This window comes from Paractinoplanes brasiliensis, from assembly GCF_004362215.1.
Lineage (GTDB): Bacteria > Actinomycetota > Actinomycetes > Mycobacteriales > Micromonosporaceae > Actinoplanes > Actinoplanes brasiliensis.
This window is the reverse complement of record NZ_SNWR01000001.1, coordinates 449,817-470,756: the sequence shown is the minus strand read 5'-3', so window position 1 is coordinate 470,756 and position 20,940 is coordinate 449,817. Positions and strand designations below refer to the sequence as shown.

Annotated in this window: 10 protein-coding genes; 5 read left to right on the top strand and 5 right to left on the bottom strand. The window is 74.8% G+C overall.

Annotated features, from left to right (window positions below; all coding sequences use genetic code 11):
• Positions 1-987 (bottom strand): class I SAM-dependent methyltransferase, encoded by a 987-nt coding sequence (locus tag C8E87_RS01870; RefSeq protein WP_133871468.1) that lies wholly within the window; start codon positions 985-987, stop codon positions 1-3.
• 74 nt (positions 988-1,061) lie between these two features.
• Here C8E87_RS01870 and C8E87_RS01865 point away from each other — a divergent pair, with 74 nt between their 5' ends.
• Complete coding sequence (locus C8E87_RS01865) at positions 1,062-2,204, top strand: histidinol-phosphate transaminase (protein ID WP_133871467.1); 1,143 nt, start codon at positions 1,062-1,064, stop codon at positions 2,202-2,204.
• Here C8E87_RS01865 and C8E87_RS01860 read toward each other — a convergent pair.
• From C8E87_RS01860 to C8E87_RS01850, 3 genes are all read right to left on the bottom strand, one after another.
• A complete protein-coding gene (locus tag C8E87_RS01860; protein WP_133871466.1) occupies positions 2,103-4,994 on the bottom strand; it encodes a helix-turn-helix transcriptional regulator in 2,892 nt (963 codons plus the stop codon). The two genes, C8E87_RS01865 and C8E87_RS01860, sit on opposite strands and share 102 nt — an antisense overlap.
• A 75-nt stretch (positions 4,995-5,069) precedes the next feature.
• Positions 5,070-5,312, bottom strand: coding sequence for a hypothetical protein (locus C8E87_RS01855; protein WP_133871465.1), 243 nt, complete (start codon positions 5,310-5,312; stop codon positions 5,070-5,072).
• A 3-nt stretch (positions 5,313-5,315) separates the two neighbouring features.
• A complete protein-coding gene (locus C8E87_RS01850) occupies positions 5,316-8,324 on the bottom strand; it encodes a type 2 lanthipeptide synthetase LanM family protein (protein WP_166661033.1) in 3,009 nt (1,002 codons plus the stop codon).
• A 265-nt stretch (positions 8,325-8,589) separates the two neighbouring features.
• On the opposite strand from C8E87_RS01850, the gene C8E87_RS01845 reads away from it, so the two are divergent.
• On the top strand, positions 8,590-10,692 hold the full coding sequence (locus C8E87_RS01845) for an AfsR/SARP family transcriptional regulator (protein ID WP_133871463.1): 2,103 nt from the start codon (positions 8,590-8,592) through the stop codon (positions 10,690-10,692).
• Here C8E87_RS01845 and C8E87_RS01840 read toward each other — a convergent pair.
• Complete coding sequence (locus tag C8E87_RS01840) at positions 10,671-11,990, bottom strand: Zn-dependent hydrolase (protein ID WP_133871462.1); 1,320 nt, start codon at positions 11,988-11,990, stop codon at positions 10,671-10,673. The two genes, C8E87_RS01845 and C8E87_RS01840, sit on opposite strands and share 22 nt — an antisense overlap.
• Before the next feature lie 50 nt (positions 11,991-12,040).
• On the opposite strand from C8E87_RS01840, the gene C8E87_RS01835 reads away from it, so the two are divergent.
• The 3 genes from C8E87_RS01835 to C8E87_RS01825 all read left to right on the top strand — a co-directional run bounded on the left by C8E87_RS01835 (position 12,041) and on the right by C8E87_RS01825 (position 20,940).
• A complete protein-coding gene (locus C8E87_RS01835) occupies positions 12,041-12,664 on the top strand; it encodes a LuxR C-terminal-related transcriptional regulator (RefSeq protein WP_133871461.1) in 624 nt (207 codons plus the stop codon).
• Positions 12,665-12,877: 213 nt separating this feature from the next.
• Positions 12,878-19,057, top strand: coding sequence for a type I polyketide synthase (locus C8E87_RS01830; protein WP_203720952.1), 6,180 nt, complete (start codon positions 12,878-12,880; stop codon positions 19,055-19,057).
• Positions 19,051-20,940 carry an alpha-hydroxy-acid oxidizing protein gene (locus C8E87_RS01825; protein ID WP_203720951.1) on the top strand — a complete coding sequence of 630 codons (1,890 nt, stop codon included), beginning with the start codon at positions 19,051-19,053 and terminating at the stop codon, positions 20,938-20,940. Before C8E87_RS01830 ends, C8E87_RS01825 begins: the two co-directional genes overlap by 7 nt.

The following is a 20,940-nucleotide window of genomic DNA, read 5'->3' as shown; positions in this document are numbered from 1 at the left end:
CTACTGGTGCTTCTCGCACAGCAGCAGAATGCCGCCGGGGACGCGGCATCGGACGACCTCGCGGACGTCGAAGCCGCCCTCGGTCAGCACGCTGCGCCAGCCGTCGGCGGGCAGCAGGGTCTGCCGGACCAGCGCGTGCACGTAGGTGAACTCGGGGGTGAAGGGCTGGCCGGGCTCCCCGTCGATCGGCGGCTCGATCTCGCCGACGAGCAGCTTGGCGCCGGCCGGAAGGCGGCCGGCCAGGTCGGTGAGGTAGGTCAGCAGGGCGTCGCGGCCGCCGGCCAGGATCTCGTGCAGGAGGTAGAAGGTGACGACGAGGTCGACCTTGTCGATCCCGGGAATTTCGTCGAGCGCGCGGACGTCGGCCCGGACCAGCTCGATCCGGTCCTGCATACCGTTGGCCGCGACGGCCTCTCCGGCGGCCGCGTGGGCCGCGGCGTCGACGTCGACGCCGATGCCGCAGGCGCCGAACCGATCGCAGACGGCCATCAGGAAGCGGGCGTTGCCACTGCCGAGGTCCAGCACGGTGCTGAAGGAGACCGTCGCCAGGGTCTCCATCACCTGCGGGACGACATCGGTGCGGGCCATCATCGCGGTGCCGCCGGCCACCCACCGGCCGTCCCGGGTGACGTCGGTCCCGTACCGCATGGTCTGCGCGAGGAACGCGTCGATCCGGCGCATCGGCTCGCCGTATCCGCCGACCAGCCAGACGAGGAATCCACGGTCGGCGTACACCCGGGAGCCGTACTCGGTGAGGGTGAAACGCTCGTCGGACTCCCGCAGGACGCCACGGTGGCACAGGTAGCGCAGGGTGGCGGCGAGGAGCTCGTCGCGGCCCTGAAGCCAGGCGCGAGTTATTCCGCCATTTTCCAGCGCGGACAATTCGCCGGCCATTTCGAGCGCGGCGATCGCACTGGCGAGAGCATACCCGTGAAAAAGGTCGAGAGCGGGGCGGTCGTCCGGCTTGGTGGACACGGGATCAGACATGAATTCGTCCTCCTTGACCCGAGCGCGCGAAAGGCGACCTTACCATTTTATAAACCACAATGGAGGGTGCCGGAATGCCGATCACACCGCGGGCCGAAATTGTCGCACTGCCGGGATATGCGGCACGCCGATCCGAGTCGCTGCCGGCCAAGCTGGCCAACAACGAGCTGCCGGAGGCGACGCTGCCGCCGCCGGTCTCCGCCGCGATCGCCGCCGCCGTCGCCGAATCGCACCGGTACCCCGACATGGGCGCGACGGACCTGCTCGACAGGCTCGCCCTCAAGTACGAACTGCCGGCCGAGCGGCTCGCGGTCGGCTGCGGCTCGGTGGCGCTGTGCCTGCAGGTGCTCCAGGCGCTGTGCCGGCCCGGCGACGAGGTGGTGTTCGCCTGGCGGTCGTTCGAGGCCTACCCGGTCTTCGCCCGGATGATGAACGCCACCGGCGTGCCGGTCGCCCTCGACGACGGCCATGCGCACGACCTCGATGCCATGCTGGCCGCGATCACGCCCCGCACCCGGGTCGTCTTCGTCTGCAACCCGAACAACCCGACCGGCACTGTCGTCTCCGGCGCGGCGCTGCGGAGCTTCGCCGCCCGCGTGCCGTCCGACGTCCTGGTGCTGATCGACGAGGCGTACCGGGAGTTCGTGACCGATCCCGGGGTGCTCGACGGGTTGGATCTGGTACGCGGTGCCGAGAATGTCGCGGTGCTGCGTACCTTCTCGAAGGCATACGGCCTCGCGGCGCTGCGGGTCGGCTACCTGGCCGGTCCGGCGGCGGTCGCCTCGGCCGTCCGCAAGGTCGCCGTCCCGTTCGGCGTCAACGGCATCGCCCAGGCCGCCGCGCTCGCTGCCCTGAGCGTCGAGGACGAGGTCGCCGACCGGTGCCGGCGGATCGCCGCCGAGCGGGACCGGGTCCGCGCCGTGCTGCTGGCGCAGGGCTACCCGGTGCCGCCGACCCAGGCCAACTTCGTCTGGCTCCCGCTCGGCGAGCACACCGGCGACTTCGTCGCGCATGCGGTGACCCACGGGGTGGACGTGCGCGGCTTCGCCGGCGACGGGGTCCGGGTCACCGTCGGTGGCGAGGCCGCGAACGCTGCCTTCCTGCGGGCGTCCGGGTCATTCCCGTACGCCGGCCGCGAACTCGCGCAGCGCGACCCGGTTGGGCAGCCCGGTCTTGGCCAGCAGGTTGCCGACGTGCCGCTCGACGGTACGCGGTGACAGGTGCAGGCGGTCGGCGATCTCCTGGTTGCCCATCCGCCCGACCAACAGTTCCAACACCTCGAACTCGCGTCCGGTGACGCCCGCCGACCGCAGCTGCGCCGGGATACGGTCGACGCCGGCCCGGCGCTGCGGGACCCGGGCGCCCGACCGGCGCAGCAGGGACCGGCAGGCGCCGGCCACCGGACGTACGTCGCGGTCGTGGAAGTACCGCTCGGCGGTGCGCAGCCAGCTCGGCGGATCGCCCCAGTCGTCGTCGATCGCCGCCTCGGCCACCAGGCGCAGGCCGAGGTGGCGGCTCATCGCGAAGGGCTCGGCTGCCGCCAGCGCCGCGCTCACCGCGTCGGCCGCCTCGGCGCCGCGCCCGGACCGGCCGAGCAGTACCGCGTACGCGAAGTGGGTGAACTGCCGATCCCAGCGCAGCGCGCTCGCCGGGTCGACGGCCATCGCGTCGTATTCGGCCCAGCCGGCCTCGCCGGCCAGGACCCGCATCAGCAGGTGCAGGCCGTGCCGGCCGGAGAGGTAGTAGACGCTCGGGCCGCCCTGCACGCCGGACATCGCGCGGGCCAGCTCGTCGTGGGCGAGCCGCCGGTCCTCGTCGAGCAGCGCGCAGAACGCCCCGGCGAGCCCGTGCGCCCGGGGCGCGTGCAGGGCAAGGTTGCCGCCCTGCCGTTCGAACTCGGCGAGCGCGGTGTCCATCGCGGCGCGGTCGCCCTCATGGCCGGCGCAGACCGCCCGCAGCAGCAGGAGGTAGCGCGTCGTCTCCAGCAGCTTCAGCCGTACCGTCGCATCCAGCACCTGATCGATGAGGGCACGCGCCGCCGGGTAGTCGCCGCGCAGGATGGTGTGCAACGCGATGCTGGATTCGGACTGGTAGTGGGCGGTCACCGCGCCGACCCGGCCGGCCTTGTCGCGGGCCTGCTCCAGCCGGGTCGTGTCGGCGTGCCGCAGCGCATCGTCGTTGCCGAGCCGCACCAGCGCGTGGATCTCCCAGATCGGCAGGCCGTGCCGGGCGGCGAGGACCTTGGCACGTTCCAGGCAGCGAGTCGCCTCGTCCGGGTCGCGGTGCCGCACGATGGCGCCGAGCAGCTGCCACGCCTGGCAGGCGACGACCGGCAGCGGTACGGCCTCGGCGACCGTGGCGGCGTGGCGGGCCAGCCGTTCGGCGCGGGCGAACTGGTCGGCGCCGGTGATGTCGAGCGCGAGATGTGCCTCCACCACGTCGATCGGCGCGATGTCCTCCGGGGCCGGGACCGGGCCGAGCAGGCCGCGCGCCACCGCCGCCTGGTGCACCGCCTCGTCCAGCCGGCCCGCCACGGCGGCCGCCCAGGCGACCTGGGTGTGCAGACGGGCGCGTCGCCGGGGGGTGAGCCCGCGTACCTGATCGAGGGTGTTGATCGAGGCCAGCGCCCGCTCCACCTCGCCGGCCTCGGCGAGGGACAGCAGCAGCTGTTCCAGGGCGTCGGCACGGTCCGACGCGTCGGTCAGCAGCTCCGCGGCGCGGTCCAGCAGCGACACCGCCGAGGCGGCGGCGCCGCTCGCCAGCGCCCGCCGCCCGGCCTCGGTGAACAGCCGGCCCGCGGCGGGACGGTCGCCCGCGTCCAGCCGCAGCCGGGCGGCCACCTCGCACCACTCGCCGGGGTGGTCGGGAAAGAGGGTGTCGACAGCGTCGGCCACGGCGGCGGCCAGCCGTACCTGGTCCGCGCGGTCCAGCCGGGCCAGGACCGCATCCCGGTTGAGCGCGTGGCGGAACGTGTACCAGTCCGCGGTGAATTCGTCGGGAGCCACCAGGTGGCCGGCCAGGTCGTCCTGCAGCAGGCTCAGCATGACCCGGTCGGACAGGCCGGTGGCCAGCTGCACGACCGCGAGCGGGAAGCGCGGGCCGAACGTGGCCGCCGCCGACAGCACATCGAGAGTCTGCGGTCCGAGGATCGCCATCCGCCGGGCCAGCGGCCGGGTGAGCTCCGGGGTGACCGCCGCGGCGTGCTCGCCGAGCCGCCACGAGCCGCCGTCCGGGACGATCAGCTCGTCGTCAACCATGACCTTGAGCATCTCCTCGGCCATGAACGGGTTCCCGGCGCTGCCGGCCCACAGCAGCTCCATCGCCGTCTCGGGCAACTGCCTCCCGTCGACGCCGAGGCAGGCGCCGGCCATCCGGCGCAGCGCCGGGCGGCGCAGCGGGCCCAGCTCGATCAAGGCGCAGCGGCCCCGCTGGGCGGCTGTCCTGGCCAGCGCGTACGCCACACTGTCGCCCTCGCGGATGCCGCCCATCAGCAGGGTCGGCTGCATGTCGACGTTGTCCACCAGATACTCCAGCACCGCCAGCGTCTCGGAGTCGGCGTCGTGCAGGTCGTCCAGGCTCAGCAGGCACCCGCGGTTGTGGCCGGCGAGCCCGGTGAGCCGCAGGGTGGCCTCGGCCAGCACCACCAGGGACTCGCCGCCTCCGGTGGGCGGCTCACCCCAGCCGGGAATCATCCGGCCGAGGATCGGCCCGTACGGCCCGAGCTCAGCCGGCTCGACCCGTTCCATTCTGAGCAGATAGAGGGCCGCCTCGGTGAGCGGCCGCAGCGGGGTCGCCGGGCCGACCGAGCTGGCCCGCCCTCGCATCAGGCGCATGCCGGCGGCGTACGCGATCTCGGTCATCGTGGACAGCAGCCGGGATTTCCCGATGCCGGCCTCGCCGGTGACGAAGACCGCGCCGCCGCGGCCTCCCCGGGCCTCCGCCAAGGCCCTTTCTACTACGCTCACCTCGCGGTCCCGGCCGATCAACATCGTCGAGTGTGGACGCATGCGGGTGAACCTACTCGGGGTGTCCGCCGGGTAACAGCTTGACAAGGATTGCCGACAGCGCTTCGCCGGCCGCCGCTACCGAGGGGACGGCGGGCAGCAACTGGTCTCGATGGCGACCAGGTTCTCCGCCCCCATGCCGTGCACCGCGGCGGTGATCCCGGCCGTCACCACGGCGACTGGCAGGGCGATCTGGGCCAGGGCAGCCGCCCGCGTGCCGAAGGAGACCGACGGCAGCAGGCGCAGGCGGCCGACGGCGTGCTCGGTGATTTGTTCGCTCTCGCCGCACTCGTCGTTCTGGTCGTTTTTGATCTCAGACATGGATCAGATCCCCTCTGTCGGATGGTTGACTGTCGATGCCAGGTCGTGGACGGGCTGCAGGAGCAGGACCGAGGGCACCTCGCGCGGGCCGGCGAGCCGCAGCAGGCCGTACCCGATGCCGGCGAGCCCGGTCAGCAGGCCGGGCGTGAGGACGTTGCCGGGCACCCCGCACACCGGGCCGCCGCGGCGCAGGACCTCCAGCACCCAGCCGGTCTGCCGGCGCAGCGCGGCGGCGGCCGGGGAGGCCTGGTCGGCGGCCGCGATCGTCCCGAGCACCTCCAGCACGCCCAGCTCGCCGTGGCAGAGCGACAGGTCCCGTTGGGCCGGGCCGTCGGCCAGGGCGGTCACGTCGGCGGCCGACATCTCGTGCGGCACGCAGACGCCGGCCAGAGCCACGCCGGGATCACCGTTGCACCAGCCGCCACCTGCGGGCGCGCTGCCGGTGGTCGCGCGGGCCACCACCTGGGAGGCCAGCCGGCGCCCGGCCGCGCGATGGTCCGGCCGGGGGCCGCACCGCACGAGCGCCCAGGCGATGCCGCTCAGCCCGTCGGCGAACGACAGCGGCAGGGTGCCGTCGCCGTGGTCGGCGATCCGGGCGAGCCGGTCGGCACAGTCGACCTCGGCGCCGGAGGCCGGCCCGAGACCCAGGTCGCGGCGTACCGCGGACAGGGCGGCCAGGCGGCCGGCGAGCCCGTCCGCCCAGCCGGGTCCGGACGGCGCCGGCGCCGATCGGCCGGCGAGTGCGGCCAGCCGCGCGGCGGCGTCCCGCAATGCCGGTTCGTCGAGCAGCAGGCCGAGCCGGGCCAGTCCGTACGCGATCCCGCCGAGGCCGTTCAGGCCACCCCAGCCCACCGTCTCGACCAGGTCGGGGCGGGCCGTGAACAGGTCGACCAGCGCAGGCGTGCCGGCCACCGCGCCGCGGGCCCGACCGGCGTAGCGGCGCACCCCGGTCACGGCGGCAAGCTGGGCGAGGAACAGGGCCACCCCGAGGTGCCCGGTGCCGAGGCCGGCGCCCATCGGCAGCACCAGCCACTGGCCGTCGACGTGTTCGAGGCCGAGCCAGTTGATCCGTTCGTCGCCGGACATCCGGGCGATGATGGCGTCGGCCATGGTGCAAGCGGCGGTGAGCAGGGCGTCCGGATGCACCACGGGGTTGGTCGGATTGGCCGGGACCGGGACGCCGGGCCGGGGCTCCGGGTGGGCGGCCGCTCCGCGCCGGGTGGCCAGCGTCGCCGAGATGATCCACTCCTGCTGCCGGCGGTCCACATGGCCGAGCCCGGCGAGGGTGTCCAGCGCGGCGGCGACCCCGGCGCGGGGCAGCGGCACACCGAAGCGCGTGCCGTCCGGGGCCCGCAGCTCGCCGGAACCGGCCGAGGCGAGGAACATCGGCACGTCGCCGTTCCACATCGCCGTGATCTCGTGCCCGACGAGCTGGGCCAGCAACGGGTTGGCGGCACGGTTGGCGTGGAGCACCGAGAACGCCTCGTCCCGGTCCAGCGCGTCGCGCAGCACGTCAGGGTGCGTCGTCTCGTCCAGGATCGTCGCGTACATCCAGCTGGGCCGGGTGATCACCCGGATCTCCATGTCGGCGCAGGCGGCGACCGCCTCGGCGAACTCGGCCCGGCGGCCGGCGACGAAGTCGTACGCCAGCCGGAAGCCGGCCACGATGGACTGCTCGTGGTCGCCGGGGTCGAGGTCGACGCCGGCCAGGCGGGGCCGGTTGGCCGAGCCGGTCATCGCGAACGGCCGGCGGGTCAGCCGCATCCGGTCGGTGCCGGGGTCGAGCCAGTCCACCACGCTCGTCGGGCAGTGGCCGTCGCGGTCGCCGCCGAGTCCGGACAGGTCCGCCGCCCCCTGGTCGCCGATCACCGGCCGCGGCAGCAGGGCGGTGCGGTAGACCGAGGAGGCGAGCGCGCCGGCCGCCGGGTCGGTGTCACCGGTGGGGGCCAGTTCGGCGTTGAACAGCGTCTCGGTGTCGATCAGGACGGGGGTCCCGGCGTCGGCGATGACGTTCTCGTAGTGCACGTCGGTGGTACGCAGGACATGCAGCAGGGCGAGCAGCGCGCCTTGCCGGCGGTAGAACCGGTCGGCCTCGGCGCGGTCCGGCAGGTCGCGGGCCGTCACGTACGCGGTCCAGCCGTAACCGGGCCGGGCCAGGGTGCGGGCGGTGCCCGGAGCCAGCTCGGGATGCCCGGCCGCCAGCCGGTCGATGAACCGGCCCATGACGACCTGGGTGGTGACGTCGCGCGGCTTGTAGACCACCCGGCTGCCGTCGGCGAAGTCCACGAAGGAGACCGTGCGGCCGTTCTGGTGCCGGTCGCCGAGGCCGGCAACGATGGCCACGACCGGTCCCGGGTCGGCGGTGCCGAGCAGCGTGCCGGCCACCTCGTCGCGGTCCGCGGCCAGCCGGACCAGCAGTTCCCGGGTCGCCGTCACGGACGCGTCGGCGGCCTGGGCCAGCAGCCGGGCCAGGACGGGATAGCGCGTGAACAGCGCGGCCAGGCCGTCCGGGGATGCCATCCGGCGGGCGAAGTCGAGGAACCGGGCCCGCTCGTCGTCCCCGGCGAGCCGGCCGCGTGCGCCCCAACGGTGCAGCTCAGCGACCAGCGCGCGGGCGGCCAGGTCGACCAGGCTCCGGCGCAGTGCCGCGCCGAGGTGGCGGGTGACCTTCGGCAGATCGAGGCGGTCGTACGGGCCGGCGCCGGCGGTGATCCGCTCGACCGCGTCGTCGGCGAACGGCCGCAGCACCCGGCCGAACGCGTCCCGCCAGTCGCCGTCCACCTCGGCCGTCGTGGCCGGGACGGCGGCCGTCACCGCACGCTCGGCGGTCGCCACCCAGTCCGGCCGGGCGACCCGGGCGGCGAGGCCGGCGGCAGGCTCGGCCCGCAGCGCCGCCAGCGCGTCCGGGCCCGGACGGCGGTCTGCGCTCGACGGATCGGGGGTGGCGCCGGGGTGGATCCGCTCGTGCAGGGCCAGCGCGGAGGCCCACCACCCGGCACCGAGGAGCGTCATGGCGAGAACGATGCCCGTCCGCTCGTACGTAGTCATGGGTGTTTCGCACCCACATTTTCGCCGCCGGTCAGGTCGGGGGCTCCCCGGCGCATCGCCCGGGCCTTCCGGAGCCGCCGCGCAGGGCCGTTCACCGGCACCGGGACCGTCGGTGGGCCGTGACGGCCGGGGAGAAATGTGCGGGCCGGCGCCGGATGCGGCCTGCCGTGACCCGCGGCAACTCTGAGGCCACCGCGCGTAACGATCACTACGAGCTGCGGAGCGAGCGATGGAGTACCGGATTCTCGGCCCCCTCGAAGCCCGGCGCGAGGGTACTGCAATAGACATAAAGGGCAGACGCCAGCTGACCGTACTGGCGATGCTGCTCGTGGACGCGAACCAGGTCGTACCCACCGATCATCTGGTCGAGGCGGTATGGGGCAGCAAGCCTCCGACCACCAGCCGCAGCCAGATCCACATCTGCGTCTCGTCGCTGCGCCGGCAGCTGTTCGCCGGCGAAGACGTGATCGACACCCGCGCCCCCGGCTACCGGCTGCGGGTGGCCGAACAGGAGCTCGACCTGCACGTCTTCCAGTCCCGCGTGGCCGCCGCCCGGACGGCGGTCCGGGACGCGGACCCGCGGCGGGCGGTGGCCGAGCTGCGGGCGGCGCTCGGGCTGTGGCACGGCCGCGCGCTGGCCGGCATCGGCGGCGGCGCGGTACGCGCCCTGGCCTCCCGGTACGACGAGCAGCGACTCGCCGTTCACGAGGAATGCCTGGAGCTGGAACTGGCGCACGGCCCGTCGACCGCCCACGACCTCGCCGGCGAGTTGCTCGCCCTGGTCGCTGCCCATCCGCGCCGGGAACGCCTGCTGGCCCTGCTGATGACCGCGCTGTACCGGGCCGGGCGGCAGGCCGAGGCGCTGGATGCGTACCACCAGGCCCGGCTGCGGCTCGTCGGGGAGCTGGGCATCGAGCCAGGCTCCGGACTGGACACCCTCTACCAGCAGATTCTCGCCCACGATCCGGCGCTGGCGGGCCCCGCCGCGCCGCCGCCGGAGCCGGTGCGGGCGGCCCGGACCCCCGACCGGGTCCCGCGCCGGCTCCCGGCCGGCGTCGCGGACTTCACCGGCCGCCGGGACAGCCTCACCGTCCTGCTGACTGCTCTCGAACGGGCCGGCGGGACCGCGGCGCCCACGGCGGTGGTCAGCGGACGCGGCGGCGTCGGCAAGACCACGCTGGCCGTGCATGCCGCCCACCTTCTCGCGCCCAGGTTTCCGGACGGGCAGCTGTTCGCCCGGCTCTCCGGGCCGGAGGGGGCGGAGAACCCGCACGATGTGCTGGGGCGGTTCCTGCGCGCGTACGGGCAGCAGGAACCGGACATCCCGGACGGCGTCGAGGAGCGGGCGGAGACCTACCGCGATCTGATGGCCGACCGCCGGGCGCTGGTGATCCTGGACGACGCGCTCACCGAGAGCCAGGTGTTCCCGCTGCTGCCCGGCACGTCGCGGTGCCGGGTGATCGTCACCTCGCGGCGGCCGCTGCCCGGCCTTGCCGCCGGCGTACGCCTGCGGCTGGCGCCCTTCACCGAGCGCAGCGCGCTGGAACTGGGCGGCCGGATCGCCGGGCACGCCCGGATCGACGCCGACCGTGCGGCCGCCGTGGCACTGAACGAGACCTGCGGCTACCTCCCGCTCGCGCTGCGGCTGGCGGCTGCCCGGCTGGCCGCGCATCCGCACTGGACGGTCGCCGACCTGGTGGCCCGGCTCGGCGCCGGATCGGGCTGGCTTGCGGAGATGGAGGAGCAAACCGGGGTCGGCCACGCGTACGCCAGTCTGTCCGACGACGCGGGCCGCCTGTTCCGGCTGCTGCCGCTGGTCGAGGCGGCCGACTTCCCGGCCTGGGTCGGCGCGCCGCTGCTGGACGTGGACGTCTGCCGGGCGGAGGCGCTCTTCGACGAGCTCGCCGATGCGGACCTGCTGGTCGCGAGGCCCGCTCCCGGCGGTACGCGGTACTGGGTTCCCGGCTGGATTCTCGGCTACGCCCGGCGGCTGCAGGAGCCCGAGCACGACCCGGCCCGGCGCAAGTCGCTGGAACGGCTGCTGGGTGCGCTGCTCTATCTGTCCGAGCTGGCGCACCGCCGCCGCGGCGGTCACGACCTGCGGCTGGCCGGGAACGGTGCGAGCCGCTGGGAGCTACCGGGCTCCCCGGCCGACCTGATCACCGCCGACCCGGCCGCCTGGTACGGCCGGGAACGTCCCTGGGTGCTGCGGGCGGTACGACAGGCGACGGCGGCCGGTTTCGCCGAGCACGCCTGGGGTTTGGCCATGTGCACGGTGACCTTCGCCGGGCTGCCGGGCCCCGCCGGCCGCTATCCGGGCGACGAGTCGTGACGGTCCAGCTCGGCTTGCGCCGCCAGCACCGTGTGCAACAGGACATTCGCGCCGTTGACGAGGTCGCCGGGCGCGGTGTCCTCGCCGGGCGCGTGGCTGATCCCGCGGCGGCTCGGCACGAAGATCATCCCGACCGGGGCGATCCGGGCCACGATCTGCGCGTCGTGCCCGGCGCCGCTGGGCATGGTGAGATGCGGCAGCCCCAGCCGGTCGGCCGCCTGCCGGATCACGCCGCGCAGGAAGGGTGCGGTCGACACCGGACGAGACCGCATGGTGGCGGTGACCTCGATCCGGCAGCCGGAGGACGCCGCCACGCGCGCGCACTGCTCGCGGACGACGCCCTCACCCCGGGCCTGCCGGGCGCGGTCGGTGTCGCGTACCTCGACGGACAGCCGCACGGCACCCGGGATGGTGTTGGTGACGTTGGGTGCGGCCGCGACGAAACCGGTGGTGGCCGTCGCGCACACCCGGTCCTCGGCGGCGATGCGGCGAACAGCGAGGACGATCTCGGCCGCGGCGGTCAGCGCGTCGCGGCGGTCGGCCATCGGCGTCGTCCCGGCGTGCTGGGCCTCTCCGGTCACGTCGACGTCCAGGATCGTACGCCCGACGATGCCCTCCACCACGCCGATCGGCACTCCCTGGCGCTCCAGCGACGGGCCCTGCTCGATGTGCAGCTCGATGAAGGCGGCCACACTGCCGGGCGGCCAGGCCACGTCGGCCAGCCGGTCCGGCGCACAACCGGTCGCGGCCAGGTGGGCGCCGACCGGCCGTCCGCTGCGGTCGGTGGCGCCGAGCGGGTCGTCCAGCGAGCCGCACAGCATCCGCGAGCCCCAGAACGGCGTCTGTACCAGCGCGCCCTCCTCGTTGGCGAACGCGACGACGACCATCTCGACCGGCAGCTCGACCCGGTGCTCGTGCAGGACCCGCAGCGTCTCCAGGGCGGCGACCACCCCGTACGCGCCGTCCAGCCGGCCGCCCTGCACGACGGTGTCCACATGGGAGCCGACCAGCAGGACCGGCTTGCCGCGGGATGTTCCCGGCCGCCGGACGAACAGGTTGCCGGCCGGGTCGGTCTCGGCCTCCAGCCCGGCCGCGGCGTACCGGTCGCCGAGGAAGGTCCGGGCGGCGTCCTCCTCCGGGCTGAGCCCCAGCCGGGTCACACCGCCGGCCGGATCGGCGCCGATCTCGCCGAGCCGCTCCAGCGTGTCGATCAGTCGCGCGCCGTCGATCCGGAGCCCGGCCTGACTGTCCAGGAAGAGGTCGCCGGCTTCGCGTGCTCTCAGGTTCGACTGGGACATTGCCCTTCTCCCGCTCGTAGGGTTCCGTCTGTCCGGAGGGGACGACACCGATGACCCGGGTGCTGATCTGCGCCGTTCACACGCTGACCCGGCTGGGCCTGCGCGTCGTCGTCGACGGCTGTCCCGGCGCCGCGCTCGCCGGCGAGGCGGCCGACGGGCAGCGAGCGCTCGGGCTGGTCCGGTCGTTGCGCCCGGACGTGCTGATCGTCGACGAGGCGCCACCGGAGGTGGACGGGGTGGAGCTGTCCTGGCGTACCCGCGACGATCCGGTCGCACCCGCGGTGCTGCTGCTGCTCGACCACGGCGATCAGCGGGTGGCCGAGGGCCTGCGGGCCGGCGTCCTCGGGATGCTGAACAAGGACTGCGAGCCGTCCGAGCTGGGCGCCGCGGTGCTGGCAGTGATCGCCGGGCGGCGGTTCGTCTCCACCCGGCCGGGCGGCCGGGCCGCGCCCGGCGTACCGCTCGCCCTGGCCCGGCTCACGCCCCGGGAGCTGGAGGTGCTGGCGTTGCTGGCCGGCGGTCTGTCGAACGAGGAGATCAGCGCGCAACTGCTGGTGAGCCGGCCCACGGTCAAGTATCACGTGTCGCATCTGCTCCAGAAACTCGACGTGCGGGACCGGCTCCAGGCGGCGGTCTTCGCGTACCAGCACGGGATCACCGGCCCGACCGGGTGATCGTCATGAGATCCACCATGGTGCGACCGTAGGACCCGCGACCCGAGGCCGACACCGCCGGAAGAATGGGTGCCACCTATACCTCGGACGGGGGTCGGAAAACGCTATCGCCGTACTATTCCGATTGCCGTCTGTCGTTTCCCCATCGTTTGTCCTTCACCGCATTCCCGGACCCTTGACCCTGGTCGCGGGCGATTCCTAATGTGCGCGGGGATGGCTACTGAAGAGGAACTTCGGACGTATCTGAAGAGAGCCGTCGGCGACGCGCAGGAATACCGTCGGCGGCTGCGCGAGGCCGAGGAACGAGACCGGGAGCCGATCGCGATCGTCGGCATGGCATGCCGCTATCCCGGCGGAGTCACCTCGCCGGAGGACCTGTGGCGCCTGGTCGCGGACGGGGTGGACGCGATCGGCCCGTTCCCCGGCGACCGCGGCTGGGACCTGGCCGCCCTCTACGACCCGGATCCGGACGCCGCCGGCACCTCGTACACCCGTGCCGGCGGTTTCCTGCACGACGCCGCCGACTTCGACCCCGAGCCGTTCGGCATCTCGCCCCGCGAGGCCCACGCCATCGACCCCCAGCAACGCCTGCTGCTGGAGGTCGCCTGGGAGACTTTCGAACGGGCCGGCATCCCCCCGCAGAGCATGCGCGGCAGCCGTACCGGCGTGTTCGTCGGTGTGATGTACGACGATTACGCCTCCCGTCTGACCCCCGCCCCCGCCGCGTACGAGGGCTACCTCAGCTCCGGCAGCGCGGGCAGCGTGGCCTCCGGCCGGCTGGCGTACACCTTCGACCTCAAGGGCCCTGCCGTCACCGTCGACACGGCGTGCTCCTCGTCCCTGGTGGCGCTGCACCTGGCCGTGCAGTCCCTGCGGCGCGGGGAGTGCCGCCAGGCGCTGGCCGGCGGCGTGACCGTGATGGCCACCCCGACGTCGTTCATCGAGTTCAGCCGGCAGCGCGGACTGTCCGCCGACGGCCGCTGCCGTGCCTTCGCCGAGTCTGCCGACGGCACCGGCTGGGCCGAGGGCGCCGGGGTGCTGCTCGTCGAGCGGCTGTCGGACGCCGAGCGCGAGGGCCACGAGGTGCTCGCCGTGATCCGCGGCTCGGCGGTCAACCACGACGGCGCCAGCAACGGCCTGACCGCCCCCAGCGGCACCGCCCAGGCACAGCTGATCGACCAGGCCCTCGCCGACGCCGGGGTACCGGCCTCGGAGGTCGACGTGGTCGAGGCGCACGGCACCGGCACGCGCCTCGGCGACCCGGTCGAGGCGCGGGCGCTGATCGCCACGTACGGGCGGGCCCACACGGCCGGCCACCCGCTGTGGCTGGGCACGCTGAAGTCCAACATCGGGCACACCCAGGCGGCGGCCGGCGTCGGCGGCGTGATCAAGATGGTCGAGGCGATGCGGCGGGGTGTGCTGCCGGCGACGCTGCACGCGGACCGGCCGACGTCGCATGTGGACTGGTCGGCCGGCACGGTGAAACTGCTGACCGAGCCGGTGCCGTGGGCCGCCGGGGAGCGCCCGCGGCGGGCCGGGGTCTCGTCGTTCGGCATCAGCGGCACGAACGCGCACCTGATCCTGGAGGCCGCAACCGGGCCCCGCCCAGGCACAGGGCGGGGGGCGGGGGGCGGAAAGAAGGAAGGGGGCCCCTCACCAGACACCACGATCGTTCCGCTGCTGCTGTCGGCCGCCGGTGCCGACGCGCTCGCCGACCAGGCGCAACGGCTCCTCACCCCGCTGGCGTCCGCTCCCGGCCTCGCCTCGCTCGCGTTCTCCCTGGCGACCGCCCGCGGCTCTTTGCGGCACCGGGCAGTGGTCCTGGCCGCCGATCCGGGGGAGGCGGGGGCGGCCCTGCGCGCGCTCTCCACCGACGGGTCCGCGCCCCAACTGATCCGCGGGGTGGCCGACGAGGGCCGCACCGCGTTCCTCTTCGCCGGCCAGGGATCCCAGCGTCCCGGCATGGGGGAGGGGCTGTACCGGGCATACCCGGCCTACGCTGCCGCCTTCGACGCGGTGTGCGCCGCCCTCGACCCGCATCTGACCCGGCCGTTGCGCGAGGTGGTGTTCGCCGCCGAGGGATCGGCCGAGGCGGCGCTGCTCAGGCGCACCGAGTGGGCTCAGCCGGCCGTCTTCGCGAGCGAGGTCGCCCTGTTCCGGCTGCTGGAGACATGGGGCGTACGCCCGGACGCGGTGCTCGGCCACTCCGCCGGCGCCCTGGCGGCCGCCCACGTGTCCGGCGCCCTGCCGCTGGCCGGCGCCGCCGAGCTGGTGGCTGCCCGGGGCCGGGCCATGGGCCGGTTGCCGGCCGGCGGAGCGATGGTCGTGCTGAATGTCGCCGAACGAGAGGCCGCGGCCCTGATCGCCGGCTACGAGGACCACCTGTCGGTGGCGGCGGTGAACGGGCCGCACTCGACCGTCCTGTCCGGGGAGCGGACAGCCCTGGCCATCGTGGTGGCGGCCTTCCAGGCGACCGGCGGCAAGGCGTCCTGGCTGCGGGTCGGCCAGGCCTTCCACTCCCCGCTGATCGAACCGGCGCTGGCCGGGCTGCGGCCGGCGGCCACCCGGCTCGATCCGGCGGAGCCCCGCATCACGCTGGTCTCCGACCTGACCGGGAAGGCGGTGGAGCCCGGCGGCCTGGCCGACCCGGACTACTGGGCCCGGCACGCCCGCGGCACCACCCGTTTCCTGGACGGCATGCAACACCTCGCCGAGCTGGGCTGCACCCGGTTCGTGGAACTGGGCCCCGGCGGCGACGAGCTGGGCCCCGGCGAGGGGGCGGGCTGCGGCTGCGGGGTGGGCCGCGGCGTCGAGCTGGGCCCCGGCGACGGGGTGGGCCGCGGCAGTGACCCGGCGGCGCCGACCGCCGCCTGCGCGACCGGCAGCACCGTCGTGGCGGCCCTGCGAGCCGACCGGCCGGAGCCCGCCACGCTGCTCGGCGCACTGGCCCGGCTGCACGTCACGGGTCAGCCGGTCGACTGGGCGGCGGTTCTCGGCGGGCGCGGCAGCCGGCGGATCCCGCTGCCGACGTACGCCTTCCGGCGCAGCCGCTTCTGGCTGGACCCGCCCGCACCGGCCGGCGGCCCCGACGCGGTCCGCGCGGCCGGTTGCACCCCGGCCGGCCACCCTCTGCTGGGTGCGGTGGCCGAGATCCCCGGGACGGGCGCCCTGCTGCTGACCGGCCGTCTGACACTGGCCGACCACCCTTGGCTGGCCGGGCACCGGGTTGCCGGCGAAGTGCTGCTTCCGGGCACCGCGTGGCTGTCGATCGCCGATCATGCGGCCCGTGCGGCCGGCTGCGCCACGGTCGAGGAGCTGATCCTGGAGCACCCCCTGACGGTGCCCGAGGACGACGAGGTCCAGCTGCGGGTGTACGTCGAGGCGGCCGACGACGCCGGACGCCGGGCGGTCACCGTGCATGCGCGCCGGGAGACGCTGGAGTGGGTCCGGCACGCCCACGGCATCCTCGGCGACGGCCCGGCCGGCCCGGCCGCCGGCCTGACCGCGTGGCCGCCGCCGGGTGCGGAGCCCGTACCCCGGGTGCGGCAGCACCTCTACGACCAGCTTGCCGCCAGGGGCCTGGACTACGGACCTTCCTTCCGCGGAGTCCGGGCGGTGTGGCGCCGCGGATCGGAGACCTTCGCCGAGGTGGCGCTGCCGGGCGACGGCTATCTTCTGCACCCGGCGCTGCTCGACGCGGCGCTGCACCCCCTCGTGCTGGACGGCGGTGAAGGCACGCCGGTACCGCATGTGTGGTCCGGTGCCCGCCTTCCGGACACCGTGGTCTCCGCGCTTCGGGTACGCCTGGCCCCATCCGGCGCGCAGGCGGTCTCCGTGGACGTGGCCGACGCGGACGGCAACCCGGTGGCGTCGATCCGCTCGCTCGCGCTGCGCCCGATGCCCGGCGCCCGCGACGGCCTGCTCGTTCCATCGTGGACACGGATCGCGATCCCGCCCGGGCCGGCCGCTCGGTGGACGGAGATGGCCGGCGCCGGGGACCGGATGCTGTTCCGCTGCGACGACACCACCGGCGTACGGGAGGCTCTTCATCCCCTGCTGTCGGTGGTCCGGACCCTGACCTCGGACGAGCGGTACGCCGGCACCCGCCTGGCCGTCCTCACCCGCGAGGCCGTGGCGGTGGACGGCGAGCAGCGCCCGGCCGGTCTCGCCCAGCGGGCCGTCTGGGGCTTCGTTCGGGCCCTGCAGGCGGAACACCCCGGCCGGTTCGTCCTCGCCGACACCGACGGCGAGCCCACCTCCCAGCGGATGCTGGCGGCGGCCCTCGCGACCGGCGAGCCGCAGATCGCCCTGCGCGCCGGCGTGGCGTACCGCCCGGTTCTCGTCCACGACGACCCGGCTGTCGGGCTCACCCCGCCGGCCGGAGAGCCGCACTGGCGGCTCGACTTCGTGGGCCGCAAGACCTTCGACGGCCTCGCCCTGGCGCCGTGGCCCGAGGCGGGCGCTCCGCTCGGGCCGGGCCAGATCCGGGTGCGGATGCGGGCCGCCGGCGTGAACTTCCGGGACGTCCTGCTGACCCTCGGCGTGATCCCGCCGTCGGTGGACGCCGACGCGTCCGGGCCGGGCCAGGGCGGCGAGGGGGCCGGTGTGGTCATCGAGGCCGGGCCCGGCGTGACCGGGGTGCGCGCCGGTGACCGGGTGATGGGCCTGTTCGCCGGGGTCGGGCCGGTGTCGGTCACCGACCACCGGCTGGTGTGCCGGATCCCCGACGGCTGGTCCTTCGAGCAGGCCGCGGCCGTGCCGGTGGCCTACCTGACCGCGTACCACGGCCTGGTGGACATCGCCGGCCTCGGCGCCGGTGAATCCGTCCTGGTGCACGCCGCGACCGGTGGCGTCGGCACCGCCGCGCTCGCGCTCGCCCGGCATCTGGGCGCCGAGGTGTACGCGACGGCGAGCCCGGCCAAGTGGGAGTTCCTGCGCGCGGCCGGGCTGCCGGACGACCGCATCGCTTCGTCCCGCACTCTGGACTTCGCCCGTTTCGAGCGCGTCGACGTGGTGCTCAACTCGCTGGCCGGAGAGTTCATCGACGCCTCGCTGGGCCTGCTGCGCGACGGAGGGCGGTTCCTGGAGTTGGGCAAGACCGCGCGGCGTGACCCGGCGGCGGTGGCCGCGGCGCATCCGGGTGTCGCCTACCGGGCCTATGACGTACGGGACCCCGGGCCGGACCGCATCCGGGAGATGCTCGCCGTCCTGCTCGGCCTCTTCGAGCGGGGGACCCTGGCGCCGCCGCCGATCGCCACCTGGGACATCCGGCGGGCCCCGCGCGCCTTCCGCCACCTCGGCGAGGCGAAGCACGTCGGCAAGGTCGTGCTCACCCTTCCCGGCGACGAGCTGTGGGACACCACCCGTGCGGTCCTGATCGTCGGCGGCCACGGCCGGCTCGGCCGGGTGGTCGCCCGCCACCTGGCGACCGCGCACGGCGTACGGCAGCTCGTGCTGATGGGCCGGCACCTCCCGGCACCCGGAAGTACGGCCGGGCGCGACATCGCCGACCTGACCGCCGGCGGCACTGAGGTCCGCAGTGTGGCCTGCGACGCCGCCGACCCGGATGCCCTGGCGGCGGCACTGGCCGGCCTCGGCGTACGGATCGGTGGCATCGTGCAGGCGGCGGGTGTCCTCGACGACGGCCTGCTGGCCACCCTGACCCCCGAGCGGCTCGAACGCGTGCTGCGCCCCAAGGTGGACGCGACCCTCAACCTGCTCGCCGCCGCCCGGGACATGGACCTGCGCCGGTTCGTCGCTTTCTCCTCCCTGGCCGGCACGCTGGGCACCGCCGGGCAGGCCGGTTACGCCGCCGGGAACGCCTTCCTCGACGCCCTGATGGAGCTGCGCCACGCCCAGGGGCAGCCGGGCACCTCGATCGTCTGGGGCCTGTGGCGCGGCGACGGTGATGACGGCGGCATGGGCGGCGGCCTGACCGGGGCCGACTTCGCCCGGATGGCCCGGACCGGCGTGGCGGCGCTCTCCGACGAGCAGGGGCTCGACCTGCTCGATGCCGCGATCCGCCGGGACACCCCGACAGTCGTCGCGGCCGCCTGGGAGCTCGGCGCCGAGGCACCCTCGCCGATGCTGCGCGACCTGGTACGCCCCCGGACCGCCGAACCCGAGCCGCCTCCCGACGGCCCGGCCGACACGCTCATCGAGGTCGTACGCCGGGAAACCGCCGTCGTGCTGGGCCACCCGTCCGCCCTGGCGGTCGAGCCCAACGTGCCCTTCGACCGCATCGGCCTCGACTCGCTCGCCGTGGTGGAACTGCGCAACCGCATCGCCGCCGCGACCGGGACCCGGCTGCCGGCCACCTTCATCTACGACTGGCCGACCCCGGAGCACCTGGCCGACCACCTCGGCCGGCTGGCACAGGAGGCGACGTGCTGAACGTGGGGACCACGCCGATCCGGACCGTCCACCCCCGGCCGTCCGCCGCCGTGCAACTGGCCTGCTTCCCGCACGCGGGCGGCAGCGCCGACGCCTTCACCGCCCTGGCCGGGGCCCTGTCCGCCGACGTGGAGACGCTCACCGTCCAGTACCCGGGCCGCCGCGAACGTGCGGCGCACCCGTGTGCCACTGACATCGCCGCGCTCGCCGCCGAGGCGGCCGGCCACCTGGCGTCCCGCCTCGACCGCCCGCTGTATCTGCTCGGCCACAGCATGGGCGCCCTGGTCGCGTTCGAAACCGCGCGGCTGCTGGAACGCGCGGGTGCGGTCGCCGGGGTCTTCGTTTCTGCCGCCCGGCCACCCGGCGACGACTGGGCGGAACCCGATCTCGACGCCATGGACGACGCGGCGGTGGTCGCCGAACTGCGCCGGCTCGGCGGCGTCCCCGAGGCGCTGCTGGCCGAGGCCGACGTGGTCGAGGAGATCCTGCGCCTGCTGCGTGCCGACCACCGGGCGCTGCGCGGCTACACCTGCCCGCCCGGCGCCACCCTCCGCGCGCCGGTGACCGTCCTGCTGGCCGGCGCCGACTCCAAGAACTCGGCCGAGCAGGTCCGCGGCTGGGCCCGGCACACCACTGGCGGCTGCGACACGGTGCTGCTGTCCGGCGGCCACTTCGCGGTGCTGGCCCCCGGTTCCGAGGCGGGTGTGGTCCTGGCCGACCGGCTGCGTCCCGCGCCCGCCGGCCTGGTGCGGGCCATCTACCTGGCCGGCCTCGGCGGCGGCACGCCCCGGCTGACCACCGACCTGACGGCCCTGGAGGACCTGGCCCGCCCGGTCCTGACCCCGGACACCCTCGGCTATCTGGTGGGCGACGCCGGCGCCGGGGAGACCGGCCGGGCCAACCGGGCCGCCTACAACCGCCGGCCCCTGCTGCCGCGGATGCTGCGCGGCGCCGACCGGCGCGACCTGAGCGTCACCGTCCTCGGCCGCCGGCTGCCGGCCCCGGTGCTGCTGGCCCCGGTGGCCGCCCAGACCCTGGTGCACCCCGAGGGCGAACTGGCGTCGATCCGGGGCGCGGCCGATGCGGGCGTCCCGTTCGTCCTGTCCACCAACGCGTCGTACACCCTCGAGGAAGCCGCCGCCGCGGCCGGCCCCCAACCGCGCTGGTTCCAGCTCTACCTGCCCAACGAACGTGCCCTGGCCGAGTCCCTGGTCCGCCGGGCCGAGCGGGCCGGGTACTCGGCCATCGTGCTGACCGTGGACGCGCCGACCTTCGGCTACCGCCCCACCGACCTGGACCGCGGCTACCTGCCGTTCCTGCACGGCGCCGGCATCGCGAACTTCACTGCCGACCCGGTGTTCCGGGCCGGTCTGCCGGACGACCCCGACGACCGCGCCGTCCTCCAGCATTGGGCCAGGGTGTTCGCCAACCCCGGCCTGAACTGGGAAGATCTGCCGTGGCTGCGATCCGTCACGTCGCTGCCGATCCTGCTCAAGGGCATCCTGCACCCGGCGGACGCCCGCTTGGCCCTCGACCAGGGCGCGGTGGACGGCCTGATCGTCTCCAACCACGGCGGCCGCCAGCTCGACGGGTCGGTGGCCGCCCTGGACGCGCTGCCCGCCGTACGGGCCGCGGTGGGCGACGCCGTGCCGATCCTCACCGACTCCGGCATCCGCACCGGCAGCGACGTGCTGAAGGCGCTGGCGCTGGGCGCGGACGCCGTCCTGCTGGGCCGCCCCTATCTGTACGGCCTCGCCCTCGACGGCCGGGCCGGCGTCGCGCACGTGCTGCGCTGCCTGCTCGCCGACCTCGACCTGGCCATGGCCCTGAGCGGCTGCACCCGTATCGCGGACGTCACCGCCGACCTCCTCGCGCCGACATGA